6 protein-coding genes and 1 pseudogene are annotated in these 5,663 nt (G+C 70.8%); 3 read left to right on the plus strand and 4 right to left on the minus strand.

Annotated features, from left to right (window positions below; all coding sequences use genetic code 11):
- Positions 1–133 (plus strand): annotated as a pseudogene (locus V6M42_RS13030) (sel1 repeat family protein); the annotation flags it as partial.
- 44 nt (positions 134–177) lie between these two features.
- On the opposite strand, the gene V6M42_RS13035 reads toward V6M42_RS13030, so the two are convergent.
- A complete protein-coding gene (locus V6M42_RS13035) occupies positions 178–561 on the minus strand; it encodes a four helix bundle protein (protein ID WP_332660690.1) in 384 nt (127 codons plus the stop codon).
- Positions 562–675: 114 nt separating this feature from the next.
- A complete protein-coding gene (locus V6M42_RS13040) occupies positions 676–1,428 on the minus strand; it encodes a polysaccharide biosynthesis/export family protein (RefSeq protein ID WP_332660689.1) in 753 nt (250 codons plus the stop codon).
- Between the two features lie 121 nt (positions 1,429–1,549).
- Here V6M42_RS13040 and V6M42_RS13045 point away from each other — a divergent pair, with 121 nt between their 5' ends.
- Positions 1,550–2,995 (plus strand): GumC family protein, encoded by a 1,446-nt coding sequence (locus tag V6M42_RS13045; RefSeq protein WP_332678873.1) that lies wholly within the window; start codon positions 1,550–1,552, stop codon positions 2,993–2,995.
- A gap of 52 nt (positions 2,996–3,047) precedes the next feature.
- Positions 3,048–3,749: a hfsB gene (locus tag V6M42_RS13050; RefSeq protein ID WP_332678874.1), complete on the plus strand. Its 702-nt coding sequence runs from the start codon at positions 3,048–3,050 to the stop codon at positions 3,747–3,749.
- Here the strand turns inward: V6M42_RS13050 and V6M42_RS13055 are convergent.
- Positions 3,746–4,681, minus strand: coding sequence for a glycosyltransferase family 2 protein (locus V6M42_RS13055; protein WP_332678876.1), 936 nt, complete (start codon positions 4,679–4,681; stop codon positions 3,746–3,748). The two genes, V6M42_RS13050 and V6M42_RS13055, sit on opposite strands and share 4 nt — an antisense overlap.
- Positions 4,681–5,619, minus strand: a complete 939-nt coding sequence (locus V6M42_RS13060) for a glycosyltransferase family 2 protein (RefSeq protein WP_332678878.1) — start codon at positions 5,617–5,619, stop codon at positions 4,681–4,683. The genes V6M42_RS13055 and V6M42_RS13060 overlap by 1 nt, the downstream gene beginning before the upstream one ends.
- Between the last annotated feature and the right edge of the window lie 44 nt (positions 5,620–5,663).

Genomic DNA, 5,663 nt, shown 5'->3' on the forward strand with positions numbered 1-5,663 from the left:
CATGAAGGGCAGCATCGAAGCGCGCGTCTACCGCCGCGAGATGAGCCAGGAAATGGAGCAGGACGAAATCGCCGAGGCCCAGAAGGCGGCCCGCCGCTGGATCGACGCTGGCGTGGTCTCGCTGGCCGCCTAAGGCGGCAGCTGAGTGGCTAGTGGCTAGTGGCTAGTGGCTAGCGGCTAGTGAGCGGCCGCCTTGCGGCGGCCCAGTGAGGCGGATAGCGCCATCAACATTCGACTGATGTCGTCCGACGCCTGGAGCAGGGCGTGCGAGTCCGCATCGGGGAGGAAACCCAATCGGTTGGCGATGATGAGCTGTGTCTCTGCTTCCGCCAGCGAACCTTGGGCCATCCCCACGAACTGGATGAATTCCCCGGTGCTTCGCCTCGCGGCGCCCTCGGCGATGTTTGAGGCGACGGAGACCGTCGAGCGTCTCACCTGGGCGATCAATCCGAACCGCTCGTCCGCTGGCCAGTGCGCCGTCGCTTCGTAGATCGCCTCCGCCAGATCCAGCGACCGACGCCAGACTTGCAGGTCGCGATAGCTGCTGACTCCTCCGCTCATCTGCCCCTCGACGCGTCAGGCCTCGTGCGAAACTAGCCACTAGCCACTAGCCACTAGCCGCTAGCCACTTCCAGCGCACAATGTTCGCCAATTGTTCCGCCGTCAACGGCGGCGTCAGAAGCTCTGATACTGTCCGCCGATCGCGTAGCTGAAGCCTATGGGCAGGGCGGCGCGGAACTGGCTGACCCAGTCGGCCACCTCGCCCAGCACGGTTTTCGGCACATAGATGATGTCGCCGCGCCGCAGGGCGACGATCTCCCGGTCATTGGGACGCAGGTCCACCGCCCGCAGCATGCGCGTGCCGCCTGGTCCGCGGCGGATCAGGGCCACCTGGTCGCGCTTGGCCGAGGGCAGGAAGCCGCCGGCCTGGATGATCGCCTGCCAGGCGTCGATGTCGCCGCCCATGTCATAGACGTTGGGCAACCGCACCTCGCCGTCGACCCAGACCTTGATCGGCCCCGCGGTCTTCAGCGTCACCTCGACCACGGGACGGCGCAGCTGGCTGGCGTAGGCCGCCGAGGCGTCGGCCTCGAGCTGCGCAATCGTACGGTCCGCCGCCATGATCTGGCCGACCAGCGGCAGGGAGATGCGGCCGTCGGGGCCGATCTTCTGGGTGCGGGTCAGTTCGACGGCGGTGGGGGTGGCGATCTCGATCTCGTCCCCCGGATACAGGACGTACTGCGGCTCGGCGTCGCTCCAGTCGGCGAAGCCGATCTCGCGGAAGGACGCCTTGGGCACGGTCTGGATCCGGTCGCCGCTCGGAGCAATCTCCACCAGACGTGCGTCCGCATCGCCCGCGCAACCGCCCAGCGCGGCGCCGCCGAGCCCGCAAAGGCCGAGCAGCATCATGCGGCGGTCGATGGACATGAAGACTCACTCCCGAAAGCGACGTTGAGGGCAGGGTCGCCGCTTATGGGTAACCAGTGGTTAACGCCGCTGGCCCAAGGCTTCCTCCGTCAGCCCTGTCCGATGGAATCAGTCCGCCCGCATGCGTACGACGGCCTACACAACAGTCCGCCCGCGCTACGGCTTCCTCGATGTCGTGGGCCTGCTGTTCCGCGAGCTGTGGCTGATGGTGGTGATCTTCCTCGTCGTCTTCGCGATCGGCGCCGCGGTGATCCTGACTCTCAAGAAATCCTACACCGCGAACGCCAGCGTCTACGCCGGGGCCGGGTCGGAATACGTCTATCAGCCGCGCGTCGGCGCCACCGAGCGCAGCCAGCCGCTCGAGGCCGACGCCGTGGCCCGGTCGGAAGCGGCCATCCTGAACAGCCTCGAGGTCAAGCGCCGCGCCGTCCGCGCCGTCGGCCCCGACACGGTGCTGGGTCCGAACGCCTCGGGCACGGCGGCGGAAAAGGAGGCGGCCGCGCTCAAGGTTCTCGATTCAAGCCTGGGCGTGGGCACCACGGCCGGCAGCGCCATCATCTCCGCCTCGTACAAGTCCGACGATCCGATCCGCGCCGCCCAGGTGCTGAACGCCGTGGTCGATCAGTATCTGGTCCAGCGCCGCGTCGTGTTCCGGAACCGCAGCACGCCGGCGCTGTCCGAACAGCGCGAGGCGTTCGAGGCCGATCTGGCCCGGGCCGACGACGCCTACGCCGCCTTCATGCAGTCGAACGAGATCGGCGACTTCGCGACGGCCAAGGCGACGCTGGCCGCGACCTACCAGACCACCTACGCCGAGGCCCTGTCGCTCCGGGCGCAGCTGAACCAGGCCAGCCAGCGGGTGGCGACGCTGGAGGCCCAGCTGGCGCAGCAGCCCGCCGAGGTGGTGCTGCAGCAGGACCTGAACATCTCGGCCCAGGACCAGATCCTGCAGTTGCGGAACCAGCGCGAGGCCCTGCTGTCGCGCTATACGCCCGACGCCCAGCCGGTGAAGGACATCGAACAGCAGATCGCCGACCTCCAGGCCTATGTCGCCACCGGAACGACCGTAGGGCCCAAGGAAGTCCGTACGGGGCCCAGCGTCATCTTCACCGAGATCGAGACCGCCCGGATCACCGCCGTCGCCGACCGCGACGGCCTCGCGGCCCGGCTGGCGGTGGCCAACAACCAGCTGGCGCAGATCCGCTCGCGCCAGGCCGAGCTGACGCGGCTGGAATCGACCAACGCCAACCTGGCCGGCAATCGCGAAGTGCTGAGCGCCAACATCCGCGACTTCCAGCAGCGCGAAAGCGCCGCCCGCGCCGACAGCGCCCTGGTCGCCGCCGGGGCCGACAACGTCACCGTCATCGAAAGGGCCGAGGCGCCCACGCGCGGCTCCAGCCTGAAGGCGCCGTTGCTGGCCGTGCTGTTCCTGTTCGCCGGCTTCACCGCCCTGTGCGCGGGCCTGCTGCGGATCTTCACCCGCAAGGGCTATGTCACCCCGGCCTCGACCGGCCGGACGCTGGACATGCCGGTGCTGGCCGTCGCGCCGATGAAGCCCGCCCGGTGAATCCACAAGGCATGGTAGCGTAGGGACCTGTAGCCGGGCGCGTAGCGATTCGATGGTCGATCTGACATCCGAAATGGCGGCTCTCTGGGCCGCGCTGGGGCCGGCGCCCGGCCATCGCGGCCGCGTGGTGCAGATCGCCGCCGCCAATTCGGGCGAGGGCGTCTCGACCGTCGCCCGCGAATACGCCCGCCTCGCCGCCGTGCGCGCCCGCCGCCCCGTCTGGCTGATCGACGCCGACCTGTCGCAGCAGGGTCAGATGGAGGCCGTGGCGGCCGAGGGCGACCGGTTCGGCGCGCTCGGCAAGGCCGCGATCGCCACGCCCGACGGCTCGATCTTCTTCGCCGTGACGCCGCGCCTGCTGGACCGCGCCGGCAAGCCCGTGCACCCGGCCCGCCTGCTGGTCGCGCGCCCCTGTCTGGGCGGGCGGCTGTGGGTGACGAAATTCGCCGCCGAGCATCTTCGCTCGGGCCAGCGCGCCGAGGCCGTCGGCGACGCCCGCTACTGGGACGCCCTGCGCAAACACGCCGACACCGTGGTGATCGACGCTCCCGCGGCGGACCGCAGCGACATGGCCATCACCCTGGCGCCCTTCGTCGACGCGACGGTGCTGGTGGTCGCCGCCGAGAGCACCGCCGCCAACGAACCGCTGATGCTGCGCGACGAGATCGAGGCGGTCGGCGGCAAGATCGCCGGCGTCGTCGTCAACCGTTCGACCTACAGCCCGCCGGCCTTCCTCAAACGCCTGACCGGCTAGGCGGCGTCCAGCCGGGCCAGCTCCCGCGCCCCGTAGAAATGCGGCTCGAAACCCCGGGTCCAGAACACCTTGCCGAGGCCGCGCGCGGCGCGGTCGTACATCTCGGCGCGTCCGGGCCGGACCATGACGGTCAGCGCGGCGGCGGCGACGCCCCAGACCACGGTCTGGGCCGCGCCGATCAGCATCCAGCGGGCGACTCCGGGCCAGTTCCTGGCCGCCGCCGCCGTCTGGCTGGGCCCCTGGCCGTAGGCGAAGGCGCGGGCCAGCGCGTATTTCAGCGTGGCCCGATGCGCCGGCGCGAACTCCTCGACACGGGCGTCCGCCGCCCAGCCGAACCGGCCGCCGCGCGCCGCCAGCGCCGCGAACAGGGCGTCGTCCTCGCCCCCGGCCTGATCCGCGGCGACATTGAACGGGGCGTGGCCGGGCAGGGCGGTGGACCGCAGCATCAGGGAGTTGCCGCAGCCGTAGGGTTCGGCGATCAGGCCGGTCCGCTCGGGTCCGTCGCGCCCGAAGAACCGCTCCAGGTAGCTCTCCAGCCAGGGTTCGGCGCCCGGCGCCCGGCCCGTTATGGGACCGAACACCGCATCGGCCCCCGTCTCCTCCTGCGCCTTCAGAAGGGCCGCCAGCCATCCGGGCGAGGCCGCCTCGTCGTCGTCGAGGAAGGCGATCAGCGTCGCCGCGGTCGCCGACAGGCCCGCGTTGCGCGCCGTCGCCACCCCCGGGGTCGGCGCATGGCGGTAGATGATGGGCCAGGGCGAGAAGGCGCGCAGGTCGTCGCTGAGATCCGCCGCCGAGCCCTGGGGGTCGTTGTCGACGATGACGATCTCGGCCACGCGATCCGCCACGCCGGTCTGCCGGAACAGCGACCGCATCGCCCGCTCGAGACTCTCGGGGCGCCGCAGGGTCGGGACGATGATCGCGACGTCAGCCATCACACCGCATCCGCATAGAGGGCCGCCCGGTACAGGCGCAGCGAGAAGGCGCGGGTCGCGACCGGCAGCCAGTCGGCCTCGGCGCCGCCGCGCAGCCCCCGGCGCAGCAGCCGCAGGCCGGGCAGGCGCTTCAGCAGCTTCGCCGCCCGGTAGCTGGGATAAGCCGCGACCACGTCGGGATGGCGCTGGACCATCCGTCCGAAATTGGGGGCCGACTGCTCGTATTTGCCCGCCAGCGCCGCCACCGTATCCAGACCCATGTGGGTCGCGGGATTGTCGACGTGGACGACCGCGAACCGGCGCGACACGCGCATGGCCCATTCCACATCCTCCCAGCCCCAGCCGGTGAAACCGGGATCGAAGGCCTCGGATTCGAACACGTCGCGGCGGACCAGAAGGTTGGAGGTGTAGACGTATTTCCCGGGCTGTTTCGCCCGCTCGGCGCAGGGCACGCACTCCGATTTCGCCGCCAGCGCGCGGTGGACCCGGAAGCGGGCGTCGGTCGGGGCCTGCAGCAGGGAGAAGCCGCCGAAGGCGACCGCCGGATCGCTGTTCGCCACCAGCGCCGCCCAGTCGCGCAGGAAATTCGGGTGGTCGGGCCGCATGTCGCTGTCGAGGAACAGCAGCGAGCCCGCGCGCGCGGCGCCGGCCAGCCGGTTGCGGCCGATCGCCCGGCCTTCGTTGGCGGGCAGGGTGATCAGGCGAACGGGCAGGGCCATGGCCTCGATCTGCGCCTTCAGCCCCTGCGTCAGGGCGGGGTCGGCGGTGCCGTCGTCCAGCACGATGACCTCGACCGCCCCGTCCAGCGCCGCAGCCTCGGTCTCCAGCGCCGCGAGAAGATCCGCGGGATCGTCGCGCAGGAAGGGCATGAGCACGGACACGGCCGGGCGCGCGCCGGTCCAGGCGGCGTTGTCATGGATGTCGGCCCGGGCGCTCACGCCGTCGCTCCCCGCGCCCGGACCTGCGCCAGCAGCCGCAGGGC

Origin of the sequence: Brevundimonas sp., from assembly GCF_036677305.1 — a bacterium.
Taxonomy (GTDB): domain Bacteria; phylum Pseudomonadota; class Alphaproteobacteria; order Caulobacterales; family Caulobacteraceae; genus Brevundimonas.